Genomic DNA, 24760 nt, shown 5'->3' with positions numbered 1-24760 from the left:
CCTGCGTGTACTCTTGGCGGCACCGACGAGACGGAGGGGAGCGCTGCCATGGCGAACGTTCCATCCGGTGACCGCAGGGACCCGAGCGACGCATCCGGTGCGCTGCCGGAGACCGGACCGAGCGCTGCAGCGCGCCTTAGCACCGCCCTCACCGCGTTCGCTGAAGCTCGGCAGGCATCGCAGAACGAGGCGCGGCGTTCGCTCGGTATCGGCGAGATGGATGCGCGCGCGCTCGCCTACCTGCAGCAGAACCCGGGGGCGCGTCCCAGCGCCCTTCGCGCGCACCTCGGCCTGACGTCGGCGGGGGTCTCCACGCTCTGCGACCGCCTCATCGAACGGGGCGCGATCCACCGGGACACGGACCCGACGGATCGGCGCGCGAGCCTCCTCACCGTCACCGTCGATCTCACAACGGAACCGTGGAACCGGCTCACGGAGTTCGACCGGACCGTCGAGGCCGCGATCGCCGCGGAAGCCGAGCCCGAGCTGCTCAGCCTCCTCGCCGACCTGCTCGCGCACGCGATGGGCGCGACGGAGCGCTGAGTCGGTAACACCCGACCGCGTGAAAGAGCGCTAGACGCTGGCCTGTTCGGCCGCGACCGGAGCGGCCTGGCCGTTCGCGTGCAGCTCGGCCACCAGCACAATCGACTTGGCCTGCAGGAACGTGCACAGCGCCGAGACGACCGCCAGCTCCTGCGCCAGCGCGTGGACTCCCGCCGCGGACAGCTGCAGCGTGTGCTCGCGGGGCTCCATGGTGACCGACCACTTCGGGCTGTCACGGGTGCCCGGTTGCAGGTACAGCTCGGTCGGGGCGTGCGAGAGCTGCACTCGGACGAGGCCCGTGTCCTGCCCTTCGTCGCCGTCCTGGGCGATCACGTGCACGACCCCGGGTTCTGCGTAGCCAAGGCTCTCGAACTCGCGAGCCCACGACTCGAGCACTTCCTTGCTGCGATACGGCATCCTGAACCTCCGACCGGGGTGACGGCTTCTTGCACCCAGCATCCCTCATTCCGGCAGCTTTGCCGGACACTCTTGCCTGACCGGCACAGTTTGTCGTAATGGTGCGCGCATCGCCTAGGTTTGTGAGGTGTCAGACGCAGAAACCGCCGCCCCCACGCAGCACCCTTCGCATCGTCCGATCTTCTCGTTCTCCCGGCGAAGCGGCCGCCTCACTGACGGCCAGCAGACCTCCTGGGACACGCTCGGCCCGAAGTACCTGGTCGACGTCGAGCGGGCAGACCTCGACTTCTCGGTGAACCCGACGTTCCGGGTCGACCCCGCCGAGCTGTTCGGACGGGATGCGCCGCTGATCGTCGAGATCGGTTCGGGCACTGGCGAGGCTGTCGTCGCGGCGGCCACCGAGCATCCGGAGTGGAACTTCCTCGCCGTCGAGGTGTTCGTCGCCGGCCTCGCACGGACCCTGCGCAGGATCGAGGACGCAGGGCTGTCGAATGTTCGCCTCGTCGAGGCGAACGCGGTCGAGGTGCTCGAGCACATGCTGCCGGCCGGGAGCGTCGAGGAGCTGTGGATCTTCTTCCCCGACCCGTGGCACAAGGCGAAGCACACGAAGCGTCGCCTCGTGCGCGACGGCTTCAGCGCTGTCGCCGCGCGGTCGCTGCGCCCCGCGGGCCGCGTGCGGCTCGCGACCGACTGGGAGGACTACGCGTTTCAGATGCGCGAGGTGCTGGATGCGGCGCCCGAGTTCACGAGCGAGCATCCGGGCGAGTGGGCGCCCCGCTTCGACGGACGCACCCTCACCGTGTTCGAACGCAAGGCCGCGAAGGCCGGGCGGCGCATCCACGACCTCAGCTACGTGACGGCGGAGTAGCTTCCTTCGACTCGTCGACGGGCTCTTCCTCGGGCTTGCCCGAGCCCAGCCGGAGCGTCGCGCCCAGGCCGAGCGCAAGGAACGCCGCCGCAGTGAACGCCGAGGCCCGAGTGCCGTCGGAGAGGGCCGCCTTCGCGTCGTCAGCGAACTCGGCCGTCGCGGGGTTCTCGCCGAGGCCGGCGATGGCGCCGCCTGCCGAGTCGACAACCGCGGAGACCAGCTGGTCACGCTGCCCGGCGGGCACCTGCGCGTCGTCGAGCGACGCGGCGAGGGATGCGCCCGTCGTCGTGAAGAGGATCGTGCCGAGAATGGCGACGCCCAGCGCCGAGCCGACCTGGCGGGACGTGGACTGCGTGCCGGACCCCTGCCCCGACAGCTCGACCGGCACATCCTGCAGCACGACGCCCGTGAGCTGCGCGGTCGCGAGCCCCACGCCGAAGCCGTAGACGAACAGGGCGGGGATGAGCCACCCCCACTGCGCGTCCGGAGCGATGATGGAGCCCGCCCACGCGATGCCGATGATCTCGGCGAGGATGCCGACGCGCACGACCACCACCGCGCTGACCTTGCCACTGCTCGCGCCGGCGAAGCCGCTGGCGACGAACGATCCCGCGGCGAGGGCCAGGAGAATGAAGCCGGTCTGCAGCGCGTCGAAGCCGAGCACGAACTGCAGCCACAGGGGCAGCGACAGGATGATGCCGAACTCACCGAGCGCGACGACGAGGGCCGCGATGTTCCCGTTCCGGAAGGACGAGATGCGGAAGAGCGAGAACTCAAGCAGCGATGACTTGCCCCGGCGGGTCCGCTGCACTCCTCGAACGATGAAGGCGATGAGCGACACGGCCGCGATCGCGAACGCCACTGGCACGGGCGAGATCGGCAGCGGCCATTCGAACGCCCCGATCGTGAACGTTTCGTCGACCGCCCACCAGCCGTACGTGCGCCCCTCGATCAGCCCGAAGACCAGGGCGCCGAACGTGAGCACCGACAGGGCCGCGCCGAGGAGGTCGAGGCGCTGCTGCGCAGGTTCGCGCGACTCGTTCACGAAGAGCAGGACCCCGACGACGATGATGAGGCCAAGCGGGACGTTGATACCGAAGGCCCAGCGCCACGAGAACTCAGTGGTGAGCCAGCCGCCCAGCAGCGGCCCGACCGCGGCCATGCCTCCGATCGTCGACCCCCACACGGCGAAGGCGATGCCGCGCTCGCGACCCCGGAAGGTGGCGTTAATGAGCGAGAGCGTGGTCGGGAGGATCATGGCCCCGCCGATGCCCTGCACGAGGCGGGCGAGGATGAGCAGGCCACCAGTCGGTGCGAGCGCTGCAGCGACCGAGGAGAGCGCGAAGATGACGACACCGATGAGCATCAGCCTGCGACGGCCGACGCGGTCGGCGAGGCTGCCGAAGAGCAGGAGTAGCGACGCGAAAACGAGCGTGTAGGCCTCTTGCACCCACTGCACCTCGGTCGACGTGATGCCGAGTTCCGTGACGATCGACGGCACGGCGACGTTCACGATCGTCGAATCGACGATGATGAGCGCCACCGCGACGCTGATGAAGACCAACCCAACCCAACGTCGGCGCGCTGACTCAGCCATGATGCTCCAGAATCTCGAACGGGGAACGTAACGAACGAGCAGAGGCTACGCCTCATTTCGGCGATTTGGCTAGATCGTTTAATTACTTTCGCTCACCCGGGCACCAACACACAGCCCGCACACATTCCCGGCTGACGACGCATGACCTCCCGAGGCGCACAATTTGTTGCACGTCATGAACCGTCACACCCGTGACACGCCCGATCGTCAGGCGTAGCCTCGCTCAGTTCGCGGAATATCCCGCGAAATGAGAAATCGCATCGGGAGATCTTCCATGTCGGCCAACACCCCCACAACCGCAGGAACATCCGAAGCCGAGGTGACGCCGCGCCCCAAGAGCCGCGCGCGCAAGCTCCTCACGTCGTTCGGGTTCCAGATCCTTGCCGCCCTCGTGCTCGGCGTCGTGCTCGGGCTCGTCGCCCGCAACCTCGGCGATGACGCCGAGGGCAACCCCAACGGGCTCGCGGCAACGCTCGCGACGATCGGCAGCTCGTACGTCACCATCCTGACGGCCGCCGTTGTGCCCCTCATCCTGACCGCCGTCATCTCGAGCATCGCGCAGCTGCGCCTCGTGACCAACGCTGCAAGGCTCGCTGGCCAGACGCTGCTGTGGTTCGGCATCACCGCGCTCATCGCGGTGACCATCGGCATCGTGCTCGGCGTCACCATCCAGCCGGGCAACCGCGTCGACCAGTCGCAGCTCGAAACCGGCGAACCCTCCTCGGTCGGGACCTGGTGGAACTTCCTCACCGGGCTCGTTCCGCAGAACTTCCTCGGCATGGGCGTGCGCTCACGCGTCGACGCAGACACCGGCGATGTGAACTCGACCATCGCGTTCAACGTGCTGCAGGTCATCGTCATCGCAGTTGTCATCGGTATCGCCGCGCTGCGCCTCGGCAAGCGCGCCGAGCCGTTCCTCGAGTTCACGGCGTCCGCCCTCGCGGTCATCCAGAAGGTCCTCTGGTGGATCATCCGCATCGCCCCGCTCGGCACACTCGGCCTCATCGCGAGCGCCGTCGTCAACTACGGCTGGGAGAAGCTCACGAGCCTCGCCTGGTTCGCCGTCGCCATCTACATCGGCCTCGCCCTCGTGCTGTTCGTCGTGTATCCGATCCTCGTGAAGGCCCACGGCCTGTCGATCGGCCGCTTCTTCTCCGGCGTGTGGCCGGCCGTGCAGCTCGCGTTCGTGAGCCGCTCATCCATCGGCACGCTCCCCCTCACGCAGCGCGTGACCGAGCGCAACCTCGGCGTGCCCCGCGAGTACGCATCCTTCGCCGTGCCCTTCGGCGCGACCACGAAGATGGATGGATGCGCCGCGATCTACCCGGCCATCGCCGCGATTTTTGTCGCCCAGTTCTTCAACATCGAACTGTCGATCATGCAGTACATCCTGATCGTGATCGTCTCCGTGGTCGGCTCGGCCGCGACTGCCGGAACAACCGGCGCGACCGTCATGCTCACGCTGACCCTGTCGACCCTCGGCCTGCCCCTCGAGGGCGTCGGCCTGCTGCTCGCCATCGACCCGATCCTCGACATGGGCCGCACCGCGACGAACGTCGCCGGCCAGGCGCTCGTGCCAATGATCGTCGCGAAGCGCGAGGGCATCCTCAACGAGAAGCTCTACAACGCGCCCCGCGGCGACGTCGCCTTCTCCGACGAGACCGACGAGGAAGTGGAGGAGAGCATCAAGCGCTCCACCGCCTCCGAGTCCGACCGCGAACAGGACGCGTTCGAAGGCGCCACGCTGCAGGACGCGGAACGCCGCAGCTAAAGCCACGCAACACAAAAACGGGCGCTCGCCCTCGGAACCCCTCGCGGGGATTCGGGAGCAAGCGCCCGTTTCGACGATCAGGCAGAAGATGCCGAGAGCCAGCGCTCACCCTTCGAGGTCTCGAGACCAGCATCCATGGCGACTTGCCTCTTGTCTGTGCGCCAAACGCGTGCGCAACCCAGATGCCGCAGCAAGAACTAGCTCCAAAGGATTAGTGAGAAGCTGGTTGCCGAACTCCCGCTTCCCAGTCGGCCCTTCTGACGCTCGGATGGTCGATTCACGGCCGGTGAAGTGTAGTTTCGTGGCAGCAGGAGTCGATTGCAACATAGGAGATCATGAGACTTCTTCAGATAAACCTGAACACCCGGCGAGTGTCACATTCGCGAACAAATGCGCGCATGTTCGTGGATGCGAGGGCATTGCGGTGCGACACCTGCCGCAGGGAGTACATGTGACTCCAAGGCCGGGCGGAGAAGCAGACAAGATCGGCAACAGGTATGAACTTGGATGGGCTATCCGTCATGCACTCTTGTGCCTTGGCGATCGGGGTGAATCTTTAACACTTGAGGAAGTGGACGTCAACCTCGGTCAGGGCGCCGAGTTCACTTTTGCGACTGGCTCTTCTGTGGAAGTTCATCAATTGAAGCGTCAGAACGGCAACAGCAATAGCTGGTCGGTCAAGATCTTGACGGACCTAAAGGTTCTCGAGGCTGCTGCCTTGCACGTGAAGGCCGGGCGTGAGCTCCACTTCGTCTCACTCGTGCCATGTCGACCCCTCCAGGAGCTGGCAGATAGAGCACGCAGGTCGGATGACCTTGCCACCTTCACGCAGTCCTGGCTGACAACAGAACTGCGCGCTGTCTTCGATCAACTCGCGGGCGTGCTGGGCCATCCACAGGCCACCTGGGAAACGCTGCGAGGAACGTGGTTTTCAGTCCAGGACGAAGCCGAGATCGTGCGGACGAATGCGATGTTGGCTGAGCTCCAGATGAGCGGCGCCCCTGGTTCAATGATTGCGCTAGCGACTGGTGACATCTTGCTTGATAACTTAGGCCGTCGACTAACGCGCACCACGCTCCTAGAGCTCCTTTCAGATAGAGACATCTACCCACGCAGATCCGACTCACGACGAAGTGCGGGTGAACAGCTTCACGCAGTCACTGATAGTTGGCGCGACTCCGTCCAGCGTGAGCTGCTCGACCCGCGCATCGAGCGAGATGAGTCCGCCAGGACTATCGAAGCGCTCGACAACCATCGGATCGCCATCGTGTCTGGAACCGCGGGAGGCGGCAAGAGTTCCGTGCTGGAACAGACCGTCGAAAATCTCGAAGCTTCAGGTGCGCACGTGCTGGCGCTCCGCCTCGACCGTATGGAATCTTTCGCCTCGACCAGGGAGCTCGGTCGACAACTCGGCCTCGAGACGTCCCCGTCCGTGGTGCTCGCCGTTGCCTCGGATGATTGCGCGGGTTACATGGTGATCGACCAACTAGATGCCGTCAGTCTGGCGTCCGGTCGCATACCCGCGAGCTTCGACGTCGTAATGGATCTCATTCGCGAGGTCTTGACTGTCGGGAACCTAAGGGTCGTCCTGGCGTGCCGCGAGTTCGACATCAACAATGACCATCGGATCCGCTCGCTCACAGATCGAGACGACACAGTGAAGGTCTCAGTCAACCTACTCACCGGCGAAGCCGTCGACACGGCAGTGACAGCGATGGGACTCAACGCGACGAAATTGAGTTCCTCACAAAGATCGATCCTGCAGACGCCCATGCACCTCGTGCTCCTGCACTCAATCGCGGCCCAAGACAACGCGCTTGCGTTCCAGTCCCGGGGTTCCTTGTTCGAGGCGTACTGGGAGCGCAAGCGCCAAATGGCCCGCGCTAAGCGTGCGAGTATCCGATTCAGCGAAGTACTGAGTCGAGTAGCGAACGCTGCGAGTGATCGACAGACCTTGTCGGTGCCCGTCGAGACATTGGATCAGGACGAACTCATCGAGGATGCGAACGTGCTGGTTTCTGAGCACGTTCTCTCCCGTGACGGCGACCGAATCGCGTTCTTCCACGAGACGTTCTTCGACTACGCCTTCGCGCGCCAGTGGGTGTCGCGGTCCGAATCATTGACCGACTTCTTACTACGGGACGAACAAGAGCTATTTCGCCGAGGCCAGGTTCGACAGATCCTGCAGCATCTGTACGAGCGAGAGCCCACACGCTTTAGGACAGAAGCGCTAGCTGTACTGACAAGCGATCAGGTGCGCTTCCACATCAAGGAGACGGTTTGGGCGGTGCTGGCGAACCTCAACGAGCCCACCAGCGAGGACGCGGAGGCAATCTTCGACCTGGCAGCTATGCAGCCGGGACAAGAGGAGGAGATTTGGCGGCACGTCCGAAGTGTTGCATGGTTCGCAAGATTTCTCGAGAACGGCAACATCTCAGTTTGGCTCGATGCCGGCGAACCAACACTGCGCCAGCGATCCCTCGATCTCATGGTCAACGCGGTCAGAGATTTGCCGGACGAGGTGGCAGAGCTACTCGGGGCTCGCCGAAACGCGCCCGAATATCCCATCTGGCTGCGCCGGATCGCTCGACACTCTGACCTGCACCAAAGTCGCAAGTTATTCGATCTAGTACTTGGAGCAGTCCGCGCCGGTGAGTTCGATGCGGTGGATCACGGGCTGTGGCTCGGAGTCCACGATCTTGCGAAGCAGCAGCCACTCTGGGCTATCGAACTCATAGAAGCTCGGTTTATTGAGCACCCCAGCGCATTCGTGCTGGACGAGAGCGGCAAAGTAGCTCTGCTCAGTCTGCGGGAGTACAGCGCGACTAAGCTGGTCAAGGATGCTGCCGAACTTGAACCCCTTGCCTTCGCGCAAGCAGTCATCCCATACCTGTGCCGGGTGATGGCAGCCTCCGCCTATGAAGCCCGACCCAACCGACGAACCAACGATCGGCACTTCTGGGCGCGGTTCGAGCTCGACGAGCGCCCCGACTCAGTCCTTGATATGGCGCTCTTTGCCGCATCTGCCCGTGCTTTGGAAACGCTCGTCGCAATCGCGCCAGACGACGCTCGTCCGCTGCTTGACCAACTCGCCAAAGATCCACATGCGGCGGCACGGTTCTTGCTCTATCGCGCCATGGCGGTTGGAAACGCGGCCTTCGCAAACTCCGCTGCCGAGCTTCTGCTCGAAGAAGCAAATCGAATCGAACACGGCCACGTGCCGGATTCGGAGTGGGAAGCCCGCGAGCTGCTAAACGCGATTGCACCGCTCTTGACTGACGCAGTTCACGAGGAACTCGAAAGAGCCTTCCGCGATTTGCGCAATACTCACGAGGATCGACTCACCTTCGGACTTTCGGCTTTCAAGTTCGTGTCAGCCCTTGAAGAACACCGACTAACTCCCGCAGGTGCACGAAGATTGGGCGAGTATCGCCGCAAGTTCAGTGAAGGCGCGCTTGCGAAACCTCGCCCCGGAACCAGCGGCTTCATTGGATCTCCAATCGAACACGAGGCTGCTCTGAAGATGTCTGACAGCCAGTGGCTAGGAGCCATGGCAAAGTACAACGACGATCAAACGAACTGGCAAGACCTCACGGGCGGGGCACGCGAACTGTCACACGTTTTACGCGAGCAAGCCAAGAGGGACCCGAAACGCTTCGCCATCTTCGCGCTCAAAATAACGCTCGAATCCAACTCCGCATTTGCTGACGCTCTACTGATGGGCTTCGCCGATGCGCGGGCCTCAGATGAAATTGCTCCGTTGATCTTCGATTCGGTGCGACATCTAGCTCTGCTCGGGCACGAAGACGTTGATCGCTGGCTGGGGAACGCCCTCCGACAGTACTACCACCTTGTGCCGCTTGAACTCGTCGAGGTTCTCCTCACGCGTGCCCTGGAGTCGCGAGACCCTCGAGACGACTCACCCATTATCTCAATCGGTGATAGTGACCGAATTAGGGCATCCGACATGCACACGAATGCCATCAACACAGCGCGAGGCAGCCTCGCGGAGGCGCTCGGGGATTTGCTGGTACATGACGTGCAAGGCGCGCGCACGGCACTGCTTCGACCGCATCTCGATACGTTCGCGAGTGACCCAGTACTTTTCGTGAGGTCAACCGTGGCGCACACGCTGTCGGCTGCGCTTCGTCATGCACGGCCGGAAGCAGTGTCTGCTTTCAGAAAGCTCATTGAGGCCGACGACCAAATTTTGGCATCACCTATGGTGCAACACCTGATGGTTTACATCGGCAACGTCGACCCGGGAGTCATTACACCGGTTATTCGCAGAATGCTACTCTCCCAAGACCCCGAGGCCCGGGAAGCCGGAGGAGCCCTCGCTGCGTTTGCGGCACTCGAGTGGAATGAGCCCTCCTTGCTCGTACTGGCATTGGAGGGCGATTCCATGACCCGTAAGGGGGTAGCTGAGGTATGCACTAGGCGCATTGATCAAACTTCGAACACAACTCTTGCGTCCGAAACCCTCAAGATGTTGATGTATGACGGAGACCAAGTCGTGCGTGAGGCGGCCGCCGAAATTGCTCCGCATCTTCGCAATCATCAGCTTCGACCATTTGCTGATCTGCTCGCGACACTGATCGCGTCGCCAGCCTATTCACACGCCACGCCACAGCTGTTCATAACCCTTCAGAACGCGCCGGACAAGGTCGACGACCTCGTGCTGAAGGCATCGAAACGGTTCATCTCAGTATTTGGCAGCGAAGCGGCTGATATTCGAACGGGGGCTGCTGGCGACGCCCACTACATCAGTGAGCTCGTAGTCCGCGGATTGGCACAGTCTCGCGACAAGAATTATCGTGCATCATTGCTCGACATCCTTGACGAACTCCTGAAAACCGGCGTCTACGGTGTCGGTGAAGCCATTGCAGAATCGGAGCGCTTGTAGGACCAAGGAAGCAGTAAAAAACCGTGCACGAGTGCGATAACTACGGCTTGAGTATTCCACCGGCACTCCGGCTCCGCGAAGGAATCGTGATCCTTGACAACATCGATGTAGGGAGCCCCTGGATTCCGGTCGGCGACTTCCTGGCAGGACATGAGCCGAACCGGTAACGGTGATAACGCGCAGTGGCAAAGCTGCGTTCCAAACTTCTGGACACGAAGTCCTTCGCCGACTTGAAAGAGCTAGTACAGAACGAGCAACCTATCCAAACGTCCGGGGACGTCGCCGTAGGTCTTGTTGGCCGGGCGTGCGACCCTTGCCGCATGCGCGCATCCACCTGGACTCCCCTGGCGATCTTCTACCTCGTCCTGGCCGTGCTCGGCGGGGCCGCGACGTGGACGTTCAACGTCATCGCCGGCATGGAGGGAAGCGCGTTCATCGGCGACTACTTCGGCAGCGGGCCCGCCGTCACCTCGATCGTCATCGACGTGCTCGTGGCCGCGACGGTCGGGGCGGTGTTCATCATCGTCGAGGGTCGCCGCCAGGGGATGCGGCGACTGTGGGTCTACATCCTCTGTTTCGGGGTCGCATTCGCGTTCGCCCTGCCGCTGTTCCTCGCGATGCGAGAGCGACACCTCGCGGCGCGCAGGGAAGCCCAGCACCCTTCCTCCGAATAGCCCCGAGGCCGCCCTGCTCAGCGCCGCCGACCCGGTGCATCCACACGGGAGAAGCAGGTTCCCAGCGCTGGGAACCAACGTTTCCCGTGTGGATGCATGCTGAAGACCCTGGCGGTCAGCGGTCGATGGAGGCCATGTTCGCGTCGTCGTGCCGAGCGCCGGCCGCGGGCTCAAGCGCGTCGAGGCGGGCGATCTGCGACTCGGTGAGCACAACCGCGTCGGCGGCGGTGTTCTCCTCAACGCGACTCACGCGACGCGTGCCCGGGATGGGGGCGATGTCGTCGCCGCGAGTGAGGATCCAAGCGAGCGCCGTCTGCGCCGGGGTCGCGCCGATCTCCTCGCCGATCGCCCGGACCTCGTCGACGATGCGCAGGTTGCGCTGGAAGTTCTCGCCCGTGAACCGCGGGTTCGTCTTGCGCCAGTCGTCTTCGGCGAAGTCGGCAACCGAACGGATCTGTCCCGTCAGGAGGCCGTGCCCCAGCGGAGAGTATGGGATGAAGCCGATGCCCAGCTCGCGCAGGAGCGGCAGGATCTCGGCCTCCACATCGCGTGTCCAGAGCGAGTACTCGGTCTGCAGGGCGGAGACCGGATGCACGGCGTGCGCCCGGCGGATCGTCTCGGGAGACGCCTCCGACAGCCCGAAGTGCAGCACCTTGCCCTCAGCGACGAGCTCGGCGATGGCGCCCGCCGTGTCCTCGATGGGAGTGTTCCGGTCGACTCGGTGCTGGTAGTAGAGGTCGATGTGGTCGGTGCCGAGTCGGCGCAGCGAGCCTTCGACGGCGGCGCGGATGTTCTCCGGGCTGCTGTCGACGCCGGGCCGCTGGTTCGCGTGCGAGTAGAGACCAAATTTGGTCGCGATCTTGACCTGGTCGCGGCGCCCCTTGAGCGCCTCGCCGACGATCTCCTCGCTGAGGAACGGACCGTAGATCTCGGCCGTGTCGATGTGGGTCACGCCGAGATCGAGGGCTCGGTGGATCGTCGCGATCGACTCCGAGTGGTCGAGCGCGCCCTCGCTCGTGTAGGTGCCGGCCATGGTCATGGCGCCGAGCCCGATGCGGGAGACCTCGAGGCCTCCGAGAGTGATGTGCTTCATGAAAACGAGTCAATCCGCATCCGCTCGGGACAGCGCGGCCCTGGTGTGAGGTGCACTGACAGGGCCCCTGTGACGTCGGTGGTGCGGCGTATCGTCGCTGGCATGGACATCCAGGAGGACATCGGCGAGTTCCTGACCTCTCGTCGGGCGAGGCTCAAGCCGCAGCAGGCTGGGCTGCCCGACTTCGGCGGTCGCCGCCGCGTTCCTGGGCTTCGTCGTGAGGAAGTCGCGCTGCTTGCCGGCATGAGCGCCGAGTACTACAAGCGCCTCGAACGTGGCAACGCAGCCGGCGTTTCGGAGGCGGTGATCGACGGCGTCAGCCGTGCGCTGCAGCTCGACGACGCCGAGCACGAGCATCTCCTCGCGCTCATCAAGACCGCGAGCGCCGGCGCCCACCCCCAGCGGCGCACCCGAACCAGGAAGCAGCAGCTCAGTCCCGCCATGCGGCAGACGATCGACGCCATGTCGACGGTGCCCGTCTTCATCCAGAACGCGCGCCTCGACGCGATCGCGACCAACGCGCTCGGCCGGGCCCTGTTTGCGCCCATGTTCGAAGATGCACGCCCGCCCGTCAACGCGGCCCGCTTCGTGTTCCTCGACAAGCGCTCGCAGAGCTTCTACCAAGACTGGGAGAGCAACACGAGGCAGATCGTCGCGATCCTCCGAGCCGCGGCAGGACGCTCGCCCTACGACCGGGCGCTCAGCGACCTGGTCGGCGAACTGTCCACCCGCAGCGACGTGTTCCGGAAACTCTGGGGCTCGCACGACGTTCGCGAGCACCGCGATGGGCTGAAGAGCGTGCACCACCCCGTCGTCGGAGACCTCGACCTCAGCTACCAGAGCATGGACCTGTCTTCAGACCGGGGGCTGCTCATGCTCGTGTTCTCGGCGGAACCGGGCAGCGCATCCCACGAGCGCCTCCAGTTGCTGTCGAACTGGGCGGCGACGCATCCGGACACCACAGACGTCGACGAATCGGAGCGAGTGGCTGAGCGTTGACGTGTTCCCCGACGAACGCACTTGTGCCAGGATTCGGCCATGAAGCACCTGACGAGGCTGTCGGCCGTTGCCGCCGCGATTCTTCTTCCCGCGGCCCTCGCGGGTTGCGCGTCGACCCCGGAAGGCTCGGGTCCGCGGGACGTGACCTTCGCGGATCTCGATGCGACCGCCGTCAACGAGAAAGAGCTCCCCGCGGAGCTTCCTGACTATGCCCTCGAGTGGGCCGACCTCGAGTCGGTGCGGTGGGTCGGCGAGCACGAGGGCACGAACATCTGGCTTGCCGCGCCCGTCGAGGGCAGCACCGCCCTGTCGGCGAATGTCTACGTGAACGGCGAGTGATTCTGCACCGGGCGCTCGCGAAAATGTCGGTGGCCGTAGGTAGCTTCAGCGCATGAACATCATCCTCATCCCCGGCTTCTGGCTCACCGGCGACTCATGGGCACCCGTCACCCGCGTGCTCGAGGCGGCGGGCCACACCGTGCATCCCGTGACCCTCCCCGGCAAGGGGCCAGGCGAAGACACGGCAGGCGTCGGCCTCCGCACGCACATCGACACCGTGACCGCGCTCGTCGACTCCCTGGAGGGCGAGGTGGTGCTGGTCGGCCACAGCGGCGGCGGCGCAATTGCCTACGGGGTGGTGGATGCGCGCCCCGACCGCGTCACGAAGGTCCTGTACGTCGACTCGGGTCCGCTCGCCGACGGCGGCGTGATCAACGACAGCTTCGAGGCGTCCGGTGGGGCCGTTCCGCTGCCCGACCGCAGCGTATTCGAGCAGGCGGAGCTCACCGACATGACCGACGAGCTCTGGCAGCGCTTCGAAGCAATCGCCGTCCCTGAGCCCGCCGGGGTCGCAACCGAGCAGCAGCGCCTCAGCAACGAACGCCGGTACGACGTGCCAGCCGTGGTCATCACGAACACCATGCCCGAACCGCTCCTCAGGCAGTTCATGGAGGGCGGGCACCCCTACGTCGCCGAGCTGGCCCGCGCCCGCTCGGTGCGCATCCTCGAACTCCCGACCGGCCACTGGCCGCAGCTCACGAAGCCGGACGAACTCGCGGCTGCCGTCCTGGACGCGGTGACGGACGGACACTGACGGCCTAGAGGAAGATCTGCACGACAGCGAGCAGCGCGACACCACCGACGACGGCCGCGAGCACCGTCAGGCCGATGCGCAGCTGCGGACGTCGTCGAGCACCAAGACTGCTGGAAGCCTGAGCGAGTTGCGTCGCCGCGATCAGCTCGGGCGATCCGGCCGGCGGAAGCTGCTCGAGCACGCTTGCGGGATCGGACGCCGGAACGTCCATCGAGTATTCACGCGGGTCCACCCGTTCGGGCAGGCTCTCGAACCTTCTGCCGTTCGTCTCGTCCACGATGCCTCCCCGTCCTCGCCTCGTCGTCACCCAATGGTCCGCGCTCGGCTCCGAACACCGTACCGAAGCGCGAGAGGAGCAGGGTAAGTGCCAGGGTCGGGCGCCCCGCGCGCCACTCGAACCTGCGAGAATCCGCGCATGCGGAAATGGCTGCTGCTGGCCGCGGCGATCTCGTGCGAGGTCACCGCGTCACTCTCACTCAAGGGTGCACTGGATGCGCCCGCCCTGTACGTGGTCGTCGTCACCGGGTACGCGGCGTCGTTCGCGTTCCTCGCCCTCGTGCTACGCGCCGGACTTCCGCTGGGCGTCGCCTACGGCATCTGGGGTGCCCTCGGTGTCGCGTTGACGGCGCTGCTTTCCGCCGCCCTCTTCGCCGAACCGCTCACCGCCCTCATGGGGCTCGGTATGGTGCTCATCATCGGCGGCGTGCTGCTCGTCGAGCTGGGATCCCAGCGGGCACACGACCGCGCAGCCCGGGCAAGGGACGACGCGCAGGCTCCCGGCCCCGGCGAGGTGTCCGCCTGATGCTCGGCTGGCTCTTCCTCGCGGGCGCGATCGTCTCGGAAGTCGGGGGCACCCTGTCGCTGCGTAAGACCGTCGACGGCAGCCGCCTCTGGTACCTGCCTGTCGTCGTCGGCTACGTGACCGCATTCACGCTGCTGTCGCTGACCCTCGCGCAGGGCGTTCCGCTCGGCGTGGCCTACGGCATCTGGGCCGCGGTCGGCGTCGCGCTCACCGCCGTACTCAGCCACTACCTCTTCAAGGAGCCGTTCACGTGGATGATGGCAGCCGGGATTGCCCTCATCGGTGCCGGCGTGCTGCTCGTGGAGGTGGGCGGTCAGCACTGAACGCCGGCGCCCTCCTCGTCAGCGGCCCACGGAGCTGCTCGCGCCGACTGCCTGCACGGTAAGCGGCGCCCCACCGTTGGTACGGCGCTCGACGATCTGAAACGCGCCGCCGTTGAGCACCACCACCGGGGTGGCCAGCGAGCGAACCCGACCGCGCACCGCATCGAGGTCGACGGCTACGACGAGGTCTCCCGCCTCAACCAGGTCGCCCTCGGCTCGATGGAGCTCGAACCCCTCGCCGTGCAGGTCCACGGTCCCGAGGCCGATGTGGACGAGTACCTCGAGCCCCTCGGGCGTCGTCACGCCGAACGCGTGCCCGGTCGGGAACAGCGCCGTGATGGTGCCGGAGACGGGGCTGCGGAAGTCACCGGACACCGGCTCAACGGCGAAGCCGTCCCCCATCGTGCCTGCGGCGAATGCCTGGTCCTCGACCTCGGAGAGGTTGATCACCCGTCCTTCGACCGGCGCGAGGATGTCGATGCGCTGGCCGGCGCTTGCCCGCATTTCGGAGCCGGCGCCCTGCACCGGCCCGCTTGCGGCCGCCGCTGCGGCAGGAGCATCCGCACCCTGACGGGTGGCTGCGCCGTACTCGTCCTCGTCGGCGTTGTGCTCGGCGAGTAGGGCGGGCGTGAAGCCCCAGAAGAACGTGATGAGGAAGCCCGCGACGTATCCGGCGATCAACCCGACGACGTAGGCGAGAATCGCGTAGCCCTGTCCGTTGTCGCTCTGCAGCAGCGGTAGCAACGCCCATCCGGATGGCCCGATCGCTGTCGCCCCGAAGGCGCCCGCGAACTGGTTGAAGGCGCCGGCGACAGCACCGCCGACTGCGCCGCCGAGGCAGGCGGTGAGGAAGGGCCGTCCGAGAGGCAGGGTTACTGCGTAGATCAGCGGCTCGCCCACGCCCAGGATGCCGACCGGCAACGCGCCCTTGATCGTGGTGCGCAGCGACGTGTTCCGCTTGAGCTTGAAGTAGATCGCCAACGCAGCGCCCACCTGGCCCGCTCCCGCCATCGCGAGGATCGTGAGCAGCGGCGTGAAGCCCACCTGTTCGATCAGGGTCGCGTGGATGGGGATGAGCGCCTGGTGGAGCCCAAGCATCACGAGTGGCAGGAAGAGACCGCCGAGCACGAAGCCGGCGAGCAGGCCTGAGTTATCGAGGAGCCAGATCGCACCCGTGCCGATTGCGGTCGCGATGTTGCCCGCGACGAACATGAACACGAAGATCGTGGCGAGGCCTGAGATGAGGAGCGCGAGCGTCGGCGTGACCAGGATGTCGATCGCATCCGGGATCTTCCCGCGCAGGGTCCGCTCGAGCCACGCGCACAGGCCGGCCGCGAAGATCGCGCCGATCACGCCGCCTTGGCCGGGAGCCAGCACGATGTCGCCGAGGACCGGAAGGCTGTACTGCACGTCGGTGATGCCCGCGAAGACGATGATTGCGGCCACTGCGCCACCCAGCGCGGGAGTGCCTCCGAACTCCTTCGCGGCGTTGATGCCCGCGAAGATGGGGAGGAACGCGAAGAACGCGGAGCCGATGACGGTGAGCGCCGGCACGACGGCCTCGACGAACTCCGGCGCTGTCCCGACCGTGACCCAGTTCACGAGGAGGCCGCGGACAGCGGCGACGATGCCGGCTCCGATCAGCGCCGGGATCAGCGGCACGAAGATGTTCGCGATCTTGCGGATGAAGTTCTTGAAGGGCGTGTTGTTGCGCTGCTTCTGAGCTGACTTGATGGCCGCGCCCCGCGCCGCGAGCGCCTCAGCGTCTCCCGCGGAGGCACCGGCGTCTTCGAGCTCGCGACGGAACGCATCCGTCACCTTCGTGACCTTGCCCGGCCCGAGCACCACTTGGTAGGTGTCGTCGTCCACGACCCCCAGCACACCTGGCAGCGATCTGATGGCGCGTTCGTCGATCAGGCTGCGATCGACGGGCGTCACCCTCATTCGGGTCATGCAGTTCTCGACTCCCGCGACATTGCCGGGGCCGCCGAGGTGCCGCAGCAGCTCGCTGGCGAGTTCTTCGTTGGCACTCATGGGCATCCTTTTTCTCGCGACGTTGCTCGAATTCTGAAGAACAGTACCAGGATGTCATCGGAATGGGTAAAAAATTTCCCCTGGGCCTTTGAACCGCTGCTGGCGGAGCACGCCCGGGTGCGCCACCGGTCGAGGTCGCCTCAGCCGCGAGAGACCGCGCGGTGCGTCTTCTCGATGGCGGCGACCGAGTTCTCGTAGTCGGCCTGCGCGACGCCGGTAAAGACGCAGTCGACGACCATGAGCTGCGCGATGCGACTGCCGAGCGCGGCCGACCGCAACGGCGTCTCGCGCGCGGCCGTCCGGAGGACGATGTCGGCGAGTTCAGCGAGCGGCGACCGCTCGTGGTTCGTGATCGCGATGGTCGTGGCCCCAGTCGTCTTAGCGATACGGAGGAACTCAACGACGCCGGCAGTCTCACCCGAATGCGAGATGGCGAGCGCGACGGCACGTTCGTCGAGCACGGCCGCGGCGGTCCAGGCGGCGTGTGCTTCCGGCCACTCCAGGGCAACGCGACCGATGCGCGAGAGCTTGCGCTGCAGGTCGACACCGACCACCGAACTCGCCCCAATCCCGTGGATGTCAGTTCGGGCCGCTCCCGCGATGGCTGCAACTACCTCCGCCAACGCCTCGAGATCGAGCACCTCCGCCGTGTCTGCGATCGAGAGCGTCTCGTTCCGCGCGATCTTCGCGACAACCTCGGCCAGCGAGTCGCCGGGCGAGATATCCGTCGCCGGAGCCGAGCCGATGTCGGACGTGAGCCGCTCGCGGAGATTCTGCTCGGTGAGGTCGTGTCGCAGATCACGGAACCGTGAGTAGCCGGCCCGCCTCGTGAAGCGAACGACCGTGGTGGTCGACGTGCGCGCCAGGTCGGCAATCTCGGTCATCGACCGGGTGGCGAAGCCCTCCGGGTCGGCGAGAAGCGCCTCGGCGATGCGCCGCTCTGAGGGCCGGAGCGAGGGCAGCAGCGCCCGAAGCTCGACCAGTACCGTGCGCGAACTCGCCTCTGCACCATCTCTGCCCACATTCCACCTGCTTTCCGGTGCCAGCGTAGCGAGGAGCGACCAGGCGGCGTGCGCGAAGTTTATTTACTTACCGGATGTAGATCGTGTACTTTCATAACTCAGGCGCGCACGGTGGCGAGCCGAGGATGGGAGATGCGCATGTCCAACGACGAGATCTCAACGCTCGCGGCCCTCTCCACTGAGGGACGAAACCCGCGCACCATGGAGCTCGACACCCTCGACACCGAGCGGATCCTGGCGCTCATGAACGACGAGGACGCGACGGTCGCCGGTGCGGTGCGCCACGCACTCCCCACCATCGCGCGGGCAGCTGACCTCATCACCGCCGCCAGGCGCACGGGTGGCAGGCTGATCTACCTCGGCGCAGGGACAAGCGGCCGCATCGGGCTCCTCGACGCGGTCGAGTGCCCACCCACCTTCGGAACCGCACCCGAAGATGTCCTCGGCGTCATGGCTGGCGGAACGCAGGCGTTTGTCCGCGCGGTGGAAGGCGCGGAAGACGATCCTGAGCTCGCAGCCCGCGAGCTGGATGCGGTCGGCCTGCAGGCAGGCGACGTGGTCGTGGGTCTGGCAGCGAGCGGGCGCACACCGTATGTCATCGGCGGACTCCGGGCGGCGCGAGACCGCGGCGCCGCCACCATCTCGATCGCCTGCAACGCGAATGCGCCGATCAGCGCCGAGGCGGACATCGCCATCGAGGTCGTCACCGGCCCTGAGGTGCTGACAGGGTCCACACGCCTCAAGGCGGGCACGGCACAGAAGCTCGTGTGCAACATGCTGTCGACGGCGAGCATGGTGCGCGGGGGCAAGTCCTACAGCAACCTCATGGTCGACGTGCGCCCGTCAAACGCCAAGCTGGTCGATCGTGCGCAGCGCATCGTCGCCGAGGCCACCGGGGCAGCACGGCCTGCCGCCGACGCGGCACTCGCAGCCGCATCCGACCACGCCAAGACAGCCGTGGTCATGCTGCTCGCCGACCGCGACGCGGCGGAGGCGGCCGCACTGCTGGACCAGGCCGGTGGCGATGTCCGACGCGCGGTCGAGCTCGCCGAGCACTGATCACGCCTGTCGTCGATCCACGTCAGGCGGCGTCCAGCCCCGCCAGTTCCGCACTGCGCTCCCAGAACCCCTCGATGAGGTCCTCGTCGAAGATCTGCGGGTTCACGTTCGTCGCGTGGTGGCGCTCGTCGTAGTACTCCCCCGCCTGCCAGGTCACGCCGGGCTGCCCGGTGATGAACCACTCGAGGGTCTCACCGCCCTTAGTGGCGCTGATCGTGAAGAGCTTCGCGAGGGGCGTGCGGTACAGCAGCCGCATGAGGCTGGTCGAGTCGGAGGAGAAGTTGGTGCCGACGACTCCGGGGTGGAAGGCGACGCTCGCGACCGGTCGGCCCGCGAACCCGCGGTGGAGGCCCTTCGTGAAGAGGATGTTCGCGAGCTTCGCGTCGCCGTACGCCTTGTTGGCACTGAACCGGGCTTCGTTGTGGAGGTCGTCGAGGTCAATGCGACCCATCAGGCGCGCGGCGATGCTCGCCGTGTTCACGACCGCGCCGACCGGCACCTGCCTGAGCAGGAGGTTGGTGAGCAGGAACGGAGCGAGATGGTTGACCTGCAACGTGAGCTCGTTCCCGTCGACCGTTCGCGCGCGGTCGCCGAAAATGCCGCCCGCGTTGTTGGCGAGCACGTCGATCGCGCCGACCTGCGCCACGAGCTCGGCGGCGAGCTGCCGAACTTCGTCGAGCCGCGAGAAGTCGGCCACGAAGCGTTCACCGCCGACCTCAGCGGCGATGGCTTCGGTCTTGGCTCGGTTGCGGCCGACCACGACGACCCGCCATCCCTGCGCGCTGAGCGACCGCGCGGCCGCCGCCCCGATGCCATCCGAAGCGCCGGTGATCACGACCGTGCGCGGCTCAGGCACGAGCCTTCGCCTCCAGGAGCCGTTCAAGGCTCGCGATAATCGCCTCGAGGCCGAAGTCGAACGCCCGCTCGAGGCGACGCGACGGCTCAAGCGAGGTCGTCACCCCGTGCAGCACGGGATGCACGTCGGGGTCCGCCGCCCACGGAATCGAGGGCGACGCCGCATCCACCACCCGTCCGAAGGTGAGACCTTCGAGCACGGCGATCGCAACGAGGGCCTCCTCGTCGGTGAAGCCCACCGACCGGAACGTGATGGCGATGGCCTCGTACACCTCGAGGGTCTGTTCGTCACTCACGGGCTCCTGCACCATGATCGGGAGGGCGAGCGGATGCTTCGCCAACGCCATCGTGTAGTCCTTCGACCACCGCCGCACCTGGTCCTGCCAGCTCATCGCGGCGAGGGCGGCGAGTTCCTCGTCGCTCGCATCTTCGAGGCCGATCGCCAGCGACAGCTCCGTGCTGATGAGCGAGCGGATGCCGTTGACGATGCCCGCCCGCCCGTGCACGTGGTGGTACATCGACGAGGCGCTCACCCCGAGCTCCTTCGCGAGCACCGGGATCGAGAAGTCTCCGTTGCGGTCGATCTGCTCCAGCGCGGCCAGGCAGATCTTCTCAGGAGACAGGATCGGGATTCTCGGTCGTGCCATGATCAGACTCCCTCGTTCTCAGCGCACAGCAATCTGCGCGAGCTTTGTTCTCAGAAGACTATGACGCTTCTCGCGCGCTCGCCTCTTCGCATGGCCTCGAACGCCTCGTTCACCTCGTTCAGCTTGATGCGTTCGCTGATCAGCTTGTCGACGGGCAGACGTCCGGCGAGGTAGAGAGCGGCGAGCTTCGGGAAGTCCCGGCCGGGCACGGTCGAGCCATAGTTCGTGCCGATGAGGCGCTTCCCGGTCTCCGCGAGCGCAAGCGCGTCGAACGAAACCGGCGCATCCGCTGGCGGCAGCCCGACGATGACGGCGCTGCCTCCAGGGGCGATGAGCCCTGGCAGCGATTCGATGGTCTGCACTCGGCCGATGGCCTCGAACGCGTACTCGGCTCCGCCGCCGGTGATCTCGGCGACCTGAGCCGCGAGGTCCGGCCCGGGCACGAGCGTGTGGGTGGCGCCGAGGTCGCGTGCCGCTTCGAGCTTCTCCTCGTTGAGGTCGATCGCGATGATCGGGTTCGCGCCGACGAGCTGCAGCCCCATGATGATGCTGAGGCCGACCCCTCCCGCGCCGACGACCACGGCCGATTCGCCCGCCCCGACCGCGGCGTCGTTGACGACGGTGCCGACTCCCGTGGCGATGGAGCAGCCGATGAGGCTCGCCACGTCGAAGGGCACCTCCTTGGGCACCTTGATCGCGGCCGATTCTGGCACGACGGCATACTCGCTCATGGTGCCGGCGGTGAGGTACGGATACACGGGGTCGCCGTCGAGCGACAGCGGCGTCGAACCGTCGGGTAGCAGGCACTCCTCGCTGCGGCTTCCTGTGCAGACGTAGGCGCGGCCGCTGAGGCAGGCCGTGCATCGCCGGCACGGGTGGAACCAGCTGAGGATCACGTGGTCACCGGGCTCGACGTCGACGACGCCGTCGCCGATGGCGACGACCTCACCCGCACCCTCGTGGCCCATGACGGTTGGCGACGGCAGCTGCCAGTCACCGTCGAGCACGTGCCGGTCGGAGCCGCATACCCCTGACGCGCCGAGCTTCACGAGGACGGTGCCGGGTCCGGGCTCAGCGACGTCCACTTCCCGGATCTCGAGCTCGCTGCTGCCTTCGAAGTGGACTGCGGCCTGTGCGCGCATGGTCATGCCTCTTTCCGGGGGATCGTGGTGCGTGGGGGTGCGCTGGACTGTGGGGTGTCGGAGTAGGCGCCGACGCCTCTGCCTCGGTAGAGGACCTGGGCGAGCAGCAGGTACACGCCGCCCGCGAGCACGGTGGCGGGGGCGGATGCGGTGAGCAGCAGGAAGAGCGGGTGCGTCTCGAGGGTCACCGGGTTGTAGATCCACAGGTAGAAGGCCGCGCCGACGATGACCGAGACGATTCCCGCCCAGTTGACGCCGCCCGTGAAGTGGTAGACGCTCTCGCCCCTGAGCTTGTAGAGGTCTGCGAGTCGCACCCACTGGCGTCGCAGCACGAAGTAGTCGGCGAGGATCGCGCCGCACATCGCGGCGAGGAACGCGCCCGAGATCGTGACGAAGACCATGAACTGCTGGTACATGAAGTCGGGGAAGAACGTGAGTATGGCCGGCAGCACGAAGAAGGCCCCGCACAGCAGCGGCCAGGGCACGCGGCCGAGGAGGTTGCCGCTCGCCTGCCTGATGGCGAGCACCGTCGAGTAGACGATCGACGACATGCTGGTGATGTTCGCGAACGAGATGAACAGCAGCATGAACGCGCCGAGGATCGGTCCGCCGAGCGGCAGCATCCACACCGTCGGGTCGGAGTCGCCGAGCGTCAACGCCGCGGCCATGCCGACGATCTGCGCGACGAGCGTTCCGACGATGAGGCCCGTGAACGCGGGCCAGAGTGCTGCTTTCGGCGAGCGGGTCATGCGCGCCATCGACCCCATGACGGGGTACCAGGAGAACCCGACGGCGACGTTGAACTCGACCGCGAGCATGAAGTTGAGTTGTGGCTCTTCGAAGGGGGCAAGCGGTTCGGCGGAGAACAGGGCGTCCCAGGACGTGTTGGCGACGAGGAAGAACAGCATGAACACGGTCACGAGCACAAGACCGGGGGCGACGAAGCGGTTGAGCTTGCCGATCGTGACGGGCCCTCGCGAGAGGATGAGCCAGGCGATGACGATGGCGACGAGCCCCACCGCGGTGACCAGGAAGCTGCCGGACCCGAAATCGGTTCCCGCTGCGCCGTTGGCGACTTGGGTGACGGCGCGGCCGACCATGATGGCGAGCAGCGACGACCATCCCATCTCGGTGATGAGGATGACGGTGAAGACGAGCACGCCGACTCCGATGAGCCCGAAGACGGGGCGGAGGATCGTGTACTGCTCGACGCCGAAGCGCGCGCTCGCGGCAGTCGCGGCGGGAACCATGATGCCGAGCCCGATCGCGTTGCCGATGACCATGGCGGCGATGCCGTCCTGGAAGCCGACGAGTAGCGCGGTCGAGCCACCGACGAGGAAGGCCCAGGTGGCGATGGCGAGGCTGAGGTTCACCCAGCTGTAGTCCCACCCCGACCAGATGCGCTCCTTCCTGAGGAGGGGCAGCGAGCCGAAGGTCGCGGCCTGGTCGAGGTCAGCGGATGCGCCCTCGAGCTTGCGCTCGGCCCCGCCGCTCACAGGATCACCACGAGCGCGCCGGCGGCGACGAGCGCGATGCAGGTCAGCGCGAAGAGACCGAGGTCACGGCCGCTGAGCGGTTCGTGTGCGGCGTCGCCAACTTCGAGGGTCGCGATAGTGTCGAGTCGTCTCGCGAGATCTGCCGTGATCTCCGGGTCGCGCATGTCCATGGGGTTCCTGCCTTCGTCGTCGAAACCAGATCAACCGAATCAATTTCGGTTTAGGCTATCTTCAGGTGCACCCCTGGTCGTGTCAAGAGATACTTTCGGCAGAGACGACGCTCGGGCGACGCTCGAACGAGACCCCCCAACAAGGCGAGGCTGGCAATGGCGCTGATTTCCGTACTGCAGGCACAGGGCACCCCCGGTGCCGTCGATGACAACCTCAAGGTGCTGCGATCGTTCGCGGAGCGCGCGGCAGGCGAGGGCGCCGACATCCTCGTCACCCCCGAGCTCTTCGCCACCGGCTACGCGCCCGCGAAGGTCGCGGGCGACGATGGCTCCCCCATCCGGCAGCGCGTCGCGCAGATCGCCGCCGACCTCGGCATCGCGATCGTCGCATCCACCGTCGAGCACACCCTCGAGCGCTCCGCCGGGTTCGCCGCGAACGCAACCACAGCACGCCGCTTCATCTCGGCCTCACTGTTCGGGGCTGACGGCAACGAGCTCACCCGGTACCGCAAGTCGAACCTCTTCGGCGGGGAGGAGCAGGAGGTCTTCAACCTCGGGGATGCACCGGCCGAGGTCGTCGAGATCGCCGGACTCAGGGTGGCGCTCGCCATCTGCTACGACATCGAGTTCCCGGAGATCGCGCGGCGGGCCGCGGTCGCCGGAGCCGAGGCGCTGCTCATCCCGACGGCGGTGCCCGCAACCGGCGACGTGCTCGGCGACCAGCCGGGCCACTCCTACAACGCCGAGGTCATCTCGACCCACATGGTGCCCGTGCGCGCCCTCGAGAACGGGCTCTACATCGCCTACGCCAACCACGCAGGCCCGGGTTTCACCGGACTCAGCACCATTGCGAGCCCCTACGGCAACACCCTCGCCATCGCGAGCCGAGACGACACCGAACTGCTGAGCGCCGAGTTCTCCTCGTCCGAGGTCGCGAAGGCGCGCAACGTCAACTCGTACCTGACCGACCTTCGTCCGTAGCCCACCCCTCGGCCCGGTCGGCCTCGCGAGCCTTCCTGCGGCCGCCCAGCTCTCGCCCGAGCTGAAACGCACCGCCCACGACGAGGGCGAACCCGACGACCAGCGAGCCCACGCGAACCCAGACCGGCACATCGCCGGCAAACGCCGGCGCCGCGAAGACGAACGTGGCCGCCACGAAGTACCAGACGGCTACCTGCTGTGTGGGCGCTTCCCGCTCGGGCTTCATGCCCGTCACCTTACGAACCGTGGCTGAACCCCACGTCGACGT

Annotated in this window: 24 protein-coding genes; 12 read left to right on the top strand and 12 right to left on the bottom strand. The window is 66.1% G+C overall.

What is annotated here, in order from left to right:
• Positions 1–48: 48 nt before the first annotated feature.
• Complete coding sequence (locus ACPYN9_RS11225) at positions 49–543, top strand: MarR family winged helix-turn-helix transcriptional regulator (RefSeq protein WP_424466605.1); 495 nt, start codon at positions 49–51, stop codon at positions 541–543.
• Positions 544–573: 30 nt separating this feature from the next.
• On the opposite strand, the gene ACPYN9_RS11220 is transcribed toward ACPYN9_RS11225, so the two are convergent.
• Positions 574–960, bottom strand: coding sequence for a hypothetical protein (locus ACPYN9_RS11220; protein ID WP_424466603.1), 387 nt, complete (start codon positions 958–960; stop codon positions 574–576).
• Positions 961–1087: 127 nt separating this feature from the next.
• Here ACPYN9_RS11220 and trmB point away from each other — a divergent pair, with 127 nt between their 5' ends.
• The gene (gene trmB, locus ACPYN9_RS11215; protein ID WP_424466601.1) at positions 1088–1828 is read left to right on the top strand and encodes a tRNA (guanosine(46)-N7)-methyltransferase TrmB; all 741 of its coding nucleotides are present in this window, start codon (positions 1088–1090) and stop codon (positions 1826–1828) included.
• Here trmB and ACPYN9_RS11210 read toward each other — a convergent pair.
• Positions 1806–3425 carry a DHA2 family efflux MFS transporter permease subunit gene (locus ACPYN9_RS11210; RefSeq protein ID WP_424466598.1) on the bottom strand — a complete coding sequence of 540 codons (1620 nt, stop codon included), beginning with the start codon at positions 3423–3425 and terminating at the stop codon, positions 1806–1808. The genes trmB and ACPYN9_RS11210 overlap by 23 nt on opposite strands.
• Positions 3426–3699: 274 nt before the next feature.
• On the opposite strand from ACPYN9_RS11210, the gene ACPYN9_RS11205 reads away from it, so the two are divergent.
• The 3 genes from ACPYN9_RS11205 (at position 3700) to ACPYN9_RS11195 (ending at position 10776) form a co-directional block, all read left to right on the top strand.
• A complete protein-coding gene (locus tag ACPYN9_RS11205; protein ID WP_424466596.1) occupies positions 3700–5196 on the top strand; it encodes a dicarboxylate/amino acid:cation symporter in 1497 nt (498 codons plus the stop codon).
• Between the two features lie 301 nt (positions 5197–5497).
• Positions 5498–10102 (top strand): hypothetical protein, encoded by a 4605-nt coding sequence (locus ACPYN9_RS11200; protein ID WP_424466595.1) that lies wholly within the window; start codon positions 5498–5500, stop codon positions 10100–10102.
• Positions 10103–10422: 320 nt separating this feature from the next.
• Complete coding sequence (locus ACPYN9_RS11195; RefSeq protein WP_424466593.1) at positions 10423–10776, top strand: DUF2834 domain-containing protein; 354 nt, start codon at positions 10423–10425, stop codon at positions 10774–10776.
• A 115-nt stretch (positions 10777–10891) separates the two neighbouring features.
• Here the strand turns inward: ACPYN9_RS11195 and ACPYN9_RS11190 are convergent, their stop codons facing one another.
• A complete protein-coding gene (locus ACPYN9_RS11190; protein ID WP_424466591.1) occupies positions 10892–11869 on the bottom strand; it encodes an aldo/keto reductase in 978 nt (325 codons plus the stop codon).
• Positions 11870–11971: 102 nt separating this feature from the next.
• Here ACPYN9_RS11190 and ACPYN9_RS11185 point away from each other — a divergent pair, with 102 nt between their 5' ends.
• Genes ACPYN9_RS11185 through ACPYN9_RS11175 form a run of 3 tightly spaced genes read left to right on the top strand, consistent with a single transcriptional unit; the run spans position 11972 to position 13961 of the window.
• On the top strand, positions 11972–12868 hold the full coding sequence (locus ACPYN9_RS11185; protein ID WP_424466590.1) for a helix-turn-helix transcriptional regulator: 897 nt from the start codon (positions 11972–11974) through the stop codon (positions 12866–12868).
• Between the two features lie 39 nt (positions 12869–12907).
• Positions 12908–13207, top strand: coding sequence for a hypothetical protein (locus ACPYN9_RS11180; RefSeq protein WP_424466588.1), 300 nt, complete (start codon positions 12908–12910; stop codon positions 13205–13207).
• Positions 13208–13259: 52 nt separating this feature from the next.
• Entirely contained in the window at positions 13260–13961 is a 702-nt protein-coding gene (locus ACPYN9_RS11175) for an alpha/beta fold hydrolase (protein ID WP_424466586.1), read from the top strand.
• Positions 13962–13965: 4 nt separating this feature from the next.
• Here the strand turns inward: ACPYN9_RS11175 and ACPYN9_RS11170 are convergent, their stop codons facing one another.
• Positions 13966–14238: a hypothetical protein gene (locus ACPYN9_RS11170; protein ID WP_424466584.1), complete on the bottom strand. Its 273-nt coding sequence runs from the start codon at positions 14236–14238 to the stop codon at positions 13966–13968.
• A gap of 138 nt (positions 14239–14376) precedes the next feature.
• Here ACPYN9_RS11170 and ACPYN9_RS11165 point away from each other — a divergent pair, with 138 nt between their 5' ends.
• Together ACPYN9_RS11165 and ACPYN9_RS11160 are read left to right on the top strand one after the other, a co-directional pair.
• Positions 14377–14763: a DMT family transporter gene (locus ACPYN9_RS11165; RefSeq protein ID WP_424466582.1), complete on the top strand. Its 387-nt coding sequence runs from the start codon at positions 14377–14379 to the stop codon at positions 14761–14763.
• Complete coding sequence (locus tag ACPYN9_RS11160; protein WP_424466580.1) at positions 14763–15086, top strand: DMT family transporter; 324 nt, start codon at positions 14763–14765, stop codon at positions 15084–15086. Before ACPYN9_RS11165 ends, ACPYN9_RS11160 begins: the two co-directional genes overlap by 1 nt.
• Before the next feature lie 18 nt (positions 15087–15104).
• Here ACPYN9_RS11160 and ACPYN9_RS11155 read toward each other — a convergent pair whose 3' ends face one another.
• Both ACPYN9_RS11155 and ACPYN9_RS11150 read right to left on the bottom strand, forming a co-directional pair.
• Positions 15105–17120, bottom strand: a complete 2016-nt coding sequence (locus ACPYN9_RS11155) for a glucose PTS transporter subunit IIA (RefSeq protein ID WP_424466578.1) — start codon at positions 17118–17120, stop codon at positions 15105–15107.
• A 140-nt stretch (positions 17121–17260) separates the two neighbouring features.
• Positions 17261–18142, bottom strand: coding sequence for a MurR/RpiR family transcriptional regulator (locus ACPYN9_RS11150; RefSeq protein WP_424466577.1), 882 nt, complete (start codon positions 18140–18142; stop codon positions 17261–17263).
• A 138-nt stretch (positions 18143–18280) separates the two neighbouring features.
• On the opposite strand from ACPYN9_RS11150, the gene murQ reads away from it, so the two are divergent.
• Positions 18281–19201: an N-acetylmuramic acid 6-phosphate etherase gene (gene murQ, locus ACPYN9_RS11145; RefSeq protein ID WP_424466656.1), complete on the top strand. Its 921-nt coding sequence runs from the start codon at positions 18281–18283 to the stop codon at positions 19199–19201.
• Between the two features lie 22 nt (positions 19202–19223).
• Here the strand turns inward: murQ and ACPYN9_RS11140 are convergent, their stop codons facing one another.
• Genes ACPYN9_RS11140 through ACPYN9_RS11120 form a run of 5 tightly spaced genes read right to left on the bottom strand, consistent with a single transcriptional unit; the run spans position 19224 to position 23511 of the window.
• A complete protein-coding gene (locus ACPYN9_RS11140) occupies positions 19224–20057 on the bottom strand; it encodes an SDR family NAD(P)-dependent oxidoreductase (protein ID WP_424466575.1) in 834 nt (277 codons plus the stop codon).
• Positions 20050–20703 (bottom strand): TetR/AcrR family transcriptional regulator C-terminal domain-containing protein, encoded by a 654-nt coding sequence (locus tag ACPYN9_RS11135; protein ID WP_424466573.1) that lies wholly within the window; start codon positions 20701–20703, stop codon positions 20050–20052. The genes ACPYN9_RS11140 and ACPYN9_RS11135 overlap by 8 nt, the downstream gene beginning before the upstream one ends.
• Positions 20704–20753: 50 nt before the next feature.
• Positions 20754–21851, bottom strand: coding sequence for an alcohol dehydrogenase catalytic domain-containing protein (locus ACPYN9_RS11130; RefSeq protein WP_424466571.1), 1098 nt, complete (start codon positions 21849–21851; stop codon positions 20754–20756).
• Positions 21848–23341, bottom strand: a complete 1494-nt coding sequence (locus ACPYN9_RS11125) for a purine-cytosine permease family protein (protein WP_424466569.1) — start codon at positions 23339–23341, stop codon at positions 21848–21850. The genes ACPYN9_RS11130 and ACPYN9_RS11125 overlap by 4 nt, the downstream gene beginning before the upstream one ends.
• On the bottom strand, positions 23338–23511 hold the full coding sequence (locus ACPYN9_RS11120; RefSeq protein ID WP_424466567.1) for a hypothetical protein: 174 nt from the start codon (positions 23509–23511) through the stop codon (positions 23338–23340). Before ACPYN9_RS11120 ends, ACPYN9_RS11125 begins: the two co-directional genes overlap by 4 nt.
• A 156-nt stretch (positions 23512–23667) precedes the next feature.
• On the opposite strand from ACPYN9_RS11120, the gene ACPYN9_RS11115 reads away from it, so the two are divergent.
• Positions 23668–24492 (top strand): nitrilase-related carbon-nitrogen hydrolase, encoded by an 825-nt coding sequence (locus ACPYN9_RS11115; protein ID WP_424466565.1) that lies wholly within the window; start codon positions 23668–23670, stop codon positions 24490–24492.
• Here ACPYN9_RS11115 and ACPYN9_RS11110 read toward each other — a convergent pair.
• Positions 24461–24718, bottom strand: a complete 258-nt coding sequence (locus ACPYN9_RS11110; protein ID WP_424466563.1) for a hypothetical protein — start codon at positions 24716–24718, stop codon at positions 24461–24463. The two genes, ACPYN9_RS11115 and ACPYN9_RS11110, sit on opposite strands and share 32 nt — an antisense overlap.
• Positions 24719–24760 lie beyond the last annotated feature (42 nt).

It is taken from the genome of Pseudoclavibacter helvolus, from assembly GCF_049707175.1.
Taxonomy (GTDB): Bacteria; Actinomycetota; Actinomycetes; order Actinomycetales; family Microbacteriaceae; genus Pseudoclavibacter; species Pseudoclavibacter helvolus_A.
Note: the sequence above shows the minus strand (reverse complement) of the source record. Positions and strands in the feature narration are given on the sequence as shown.

Excerpts from the sequence above, each read along its gene's own strand:
- ACPYN9_RS11120 (WP_424466567.1), bottom strand. The coding sequence starts at position 23,511 with ATGGACATGCGCGACCCGGAGATCACGGCAGATCTCGCGAGACGACTC.
- ACPYN9_RS11185 (WP_424466590.1), top strand. The coding sequence starts at position 11,972 with ATGGACATCCAGGAGGACATCGGCGAGTTCCTGACCTCTCGTCGGGCG.
- ACPYN9_RS11180 (WP_424466588.1), top strand. The coding sequence starts at position 12,908 with ATGAAGCACCTGACGAGGCTGTCGGCCGTTGCCGCCGCGATTCTTCTT.
- ACPYN9_RS11190 (WP_424466591.1), bottom strand. The coding sequence starts at position 11,869 with ATGAAGCACATCACTCTCGGAGGCCTCGAGGTCTCCCGCATCGGGCTC.
- ACPYN9_RS11155 (WP_424466578.1), bottom strand. The coding sequence starts at position 17,120 with ATGAGTGCCAACGAAGAACTCGCCAGCGAGCTGCTGCGGCACCTCGGC.
- ACPYN9_RS11135 (WP_424466573.1), bottom strand. The coding sequence starts at position 20,703 with ATGGCACGACCGAGAATCCCGATCCTGTCTCCTGAGAAGATCTGCCTG.
- ACPYN9_RS11225 (WP_424466605.1), top strand. The coding sequence starts at position 49 with ATGGCGAACGTTCCATCCGGTGACCGCAGGGACCCGAGCGACGCATCC.
- ACPYN9_RS11210 (WP_424466598.1), bottom strand. The coding sequence starts at position 3,425 with ATGGCTGAGTCAGCGCGCCGACGTTGGGTTGGGTTGGTCTTCATCAGC.
- ACPYN9_RS11195 (WP_424466593.1), top strand. The coding sequence starts at position 10,423 with ATGCGCGCATCCACCTGGACTCCCCTGGCGATCTTCTACCTCGTCCTG.
- ACPYN9_RS11110 (WP_424466563.1), bottom strand. The coding sequence starts at position 24,718 with ATGAAGCCCGAGCGGGAAGCGCCCACACAGCAGGTAGCCGTCTGGTAC.
- ACPYN9_RS11130 (WP_424466571.1), bottom strand. The coding sequence starts at position 21,851 with ATGACCATGCGCGCACAGGCCGCAGTCCACTTCGAAGGCAGCAGCGAG.
- ACPYN9_RS11115 (WP_424466565.1), top strand. The coding sequence starts at position 23,668 with ATGGCGCTGATTTCCGTACTGCAGGCACAGGGCACCCCCGGTGCCGTC.
- ACPYN9_RS11205 (WP_424466596.1), top strand. The coding sequence starts at position 3,700 with ATGTCGGCCAACACCCCCACAACCGCAGGAACATCCGAAGCCGAGGTG.
- ACPYN9_RS11220 (WP_424466603.1), bottom strand. The coding sequence starts at position 960 with ATGCCGTATCGCAGCAAGGAAGTGCTCGAGTCGTGGGCTCGCGAGTTC.
- murQ (WP_424466656.1), top strand. The coding sequence starts at position 18,281 with ATGTCCAACGACGAGATCTCAACGCTCGCGGCCCTCTCCACTGAGGGA.
- ACPYN9_RS11160 (WP_424466580.1), top strand. The coding sequence starts at position 14,763 with ATGCTCGGCTGGCTCTTCCTCGCGGGCGCGATCGTCTCGGAAGTCGGG.
- ACPYN9_RS11165 (WP_424466582.1), top strand. The coding sequence starts at position 14,377 with ATGCGGAAATGGCTGCTGCTGGCCGCGGCGATCTCGTGCGAGGTCACC.
- ACPYN9_RS11175 (WP_424466586.1), top strand. The coding sequence starts at position 13,260 with ATGAACATCATCCTCATCCCCGGCTTCTGGCTCACCGGCGACTCATGG.